Annotated in this window: 4 protein-coding genes; 2 read left to right on the plus strand and 2 right to left on the minus strand. The window is 58.5% G+C overall.

The annotated features are described in order from the left end of the window. Positions 1-179: 179 nt before the first annotated feature. Both NZK35_RS29465 and NZK35_RS29470 read right to left on the minus strand, forming a co-directional pair. Positions 180-512, minus strand: coding sequence for a hypothetical protein (locus NZK35_RS29465; RefSeq protein WP_259636116.1), 333 nt, complete (start codon positions 510-512; stop codon positions 180-182). A gap of 5 nt (positions 513-517) precedes the next feature. Further along, positions 518-883, minus strand: coding sequence for a 4a-hydroxytetrahydrobiopterin dehydratase (locus NZK35_RS29470; protein WP_259636117.1), 366 nt, complete (start codon positions 881-883; stop codon positions 518-520). A 267-nt stretch (positions 884-1,150) separates the two neighbouring features. Between NZK35_RS29470 and NZK35_RS29475 the strand changes: the two genes are divergently transcribed. Further along, positions 1,151-2,272 carry a glycosyltransferase family 9 protein gene (locus NZK35_RS29475; protein ID WP_259636118.1) on the plus strand — a complete coding sequence of 374 codons (1,122 nt, stop codon included), beginning with the start codon at positions 1,151-1,153 and terminating at the stop codon, positions 2,270-2,272. Further along, a complete protein-coding gene (locus NZK35_RS29480) occupies positions 2,272-2,628 on the plus strand; it encodes a nucleotide pyrophosphohydrolase (protein WP_259636119.1) in 357 nt (118 codons plus the stop codon). The genes NZK35_RS29475 and NZK35_RS29480 overlap by 1 nt, the downstream gene beginning before the upstream one ends. The last annotated feature ends 45 nt before the right edge of the window (positions 2,629-2,673 follow it).

Genomic DNA, 2,673 nt, shown 5'->3' on the forward strand with positions numbered 1-2,673 from the left:
CGCCAGCGCGAGCGGCGCCCCTCAGTGTCGACTGAGCGATATTGAACGCAGGCCCTCGACTTAACCCACGGATGGCAGCGCGAACCCGCGGATTTTTTGTACCCTGTCATCCGTGGGTTCGCGCTGCCATCCGTGGTATTCGTTTCAATGGTTGACCCGGTCAACTGCCGAGGTACCCATCAAAGTTCATTGTCACCGTTCATGACGGCGTCTTTGATCGCTTGGACCAGTCGCGCGCGGCCGAGTCGGGCCAACGCGTTGGCGTCGACCTGGATTCCCATCGATTGGGCCAAGCGGATCGCCAGATCCACGTCGCGGACGCCGTGGTACTGGTTGGTCACTCCGGCCTCGGTGTAGATCGTCTGGTGATCGGATTGGAACCCCGATTCATAGGCATCCGAGAGCTGCTGAATCCAGCTTTCCGGGATCCGCCGCGCCCGACAATGCTCGACGCTCCAAATATCATCGCCGGTGCATTCGGCGAGCAATGACAACAAGCGATGGCGTGGCATGACGTTCATTGGTCGTCCAGCAATCGATCAATCTGGGCGGCGAGAATAAAATCGTTTTCGCTCAGGCCACCGATCGCATGGGTCGTCAGCACGATTTCCAAATGCCGATAGCCGGTCAGGTGCAGATCAGGATGATGCTGCTCGCGCTCGGCGATTTCGCAGATCTGATTGATTCGCTGGACGGCCTTGGCAAACGTCTTGCAGTTCAGTTTGCGGCGGATCTGGTTGGCATCCGAATCGACGGACCAATTCGGCGTCGCTTGAGCAAACCCGGCGGCTTGGTCGGGCGTCAACTTTGGCACCCCGCCTTCGCAGGGAACACATTTCGAATTCAGGAGCGATTGTGCGGTCGGTGGGTCGGAGTCGGACATGGTTCAATTTGGTGATAAAACGAGTTTGTTTTGCTAGCGGAATGTGATGCACAGCATCACCTACCACACCTTGATGGTATCACGATTTCAGAACGGAAGCGCGGTGTGCGACTTGAGTCAAAAAGTCGATCTGGCGGCGGTTTTGCGAAAAGACTAGGTTGCCAGCCAACCGCGTTCTGCGACCTCTTTTGAGAGCGATCGCGGGATCCGGATCGGGGGGAACGGATCAGCCTACTCTTCTCTTTATCAACACGAAGGATCGTGACGATGTCCAGTGGCGAAAAAACTCCCAAATCAGGTTTTCAGAAACGATCAAAAACGCAGCGAGCGGTGGAGCCGGCAGCGCCGGCCCCGATCAAGCTGGCAACCGAGTCACCGCGTTTTCTGATTAGCCGGATGAGTGCGATTGGCGACACGATCTTGACCTTGCCGGTGGCCTGTGCACTGCGGGATCGATTTCCCCATGCCAAGATCTCTTGGATCGTGGAAGAAAAATCGGCACCGGTGGTTCGCCGACATCCCGCCGTGGACGAGTTGATCGTTCTGCCGCGGGGGTGGTTCACGTCGCCGAGTCGAATCCGCGATGCCCGTCGGCAGCTGCGGGCGCTGGAGTGTGATGTTTCGATCGATTGCCAAGGGATGACCAAATCGAGTTTGGCGTGTTATCTGTCCGGCGCGGAACACCGGATTGGATACGCGGGAAAACATGCCCGCGAGTTGAGTCGATGGTTTTCCAATGTTCAAGTCAACCCGGTCTTTCATCATTTGACCGACCGCTCGTTGGAGTTGTTGATTCCTCTAGGCATTCACTCGCCTTCGGTGCGTTGGGATTTGCCGATCGCGGGACCGGCCCAGGTGTGGGCGCGACGTTATCGCAACACGATCCCATCGCAGCGGATCGCGATTCTCAATCCCGGCGCGACGTGGCACAGCAAGCGTTGGTTGCCGGAACGATTTGGTGCGACGGCGCGCTATTTGTATGACCGGTACGGCTACACGAGCATCGCGGCGTGGGGTACACCGTTTGACCGGGCGATGGCATCGGACATCGTTTCGACGAGCAACGGAACTGCGATTCTTGCGCCCGAGACCGATCTTCAGCATTTGGCGGCGATGATCCAGACGGCGGACTTGTTCATCAGCAACGACACCGGTCCGTTGCACATGGCGGTGGCCGTCGGCACCAAAACGATCGGTTTGTACGGTGCGACCAAGCCGGGCGACAGCGGCCCCTACGGCCAAACGGCGATTCAAGTCGCCTATGAATCGGGATCGGCTCGCCAACGTCGCGCCGCGTCCAACGCGGCGATGTGCGCGATCGGTGTGGAGCATGTTTGCCAGGCGGTGGACGAAATCGAGCACCAGCGTCAACTGTTGGTCGCGGCCTGATGACGTCCTCTTCGATCGATCCCAGCAGCCGCGACGAATCGACCAGCGTGCAAGCCCTTCGCGACTTGGTGGAACACTTTGTCGCCCAGCGCCACTGGCACTCGTTTCACAACCCCAAGAACCTGGCGATGTCCTTGGGGATTGAAACCGGCGAGCTGATGGAGCACTTCCAGTGGTTGACGCTGGAGGAAGCCGCCTCGGTGCAGCATGACGCTGCCAAGAAGCATGACGTCGGTGAAGAGCTGGCCGATTGCCTGGCCTATGTGTTGGCGATCGCCAACGCGATGGAGATCGATCTCAGTTCGACGCTGGCGAAGAAGATGATTCGCAATGCCGAAAAGTATCCGCCGCCGTAGGACGCGCTCGTTGGTGTGCAGCCTTCAGGCCAATACCGCTAAGTT

This window comes from Stieleria sedimenti, assembly GCF_025060895.1.
In the GTDB taxonomy this organism is placed as follows: domain Bacteria; phylum Planctomycetota; class Planctomycetia; order Pirellulales; family Pirellulaceae; genus Stieleria; species Stieleria sedimenti.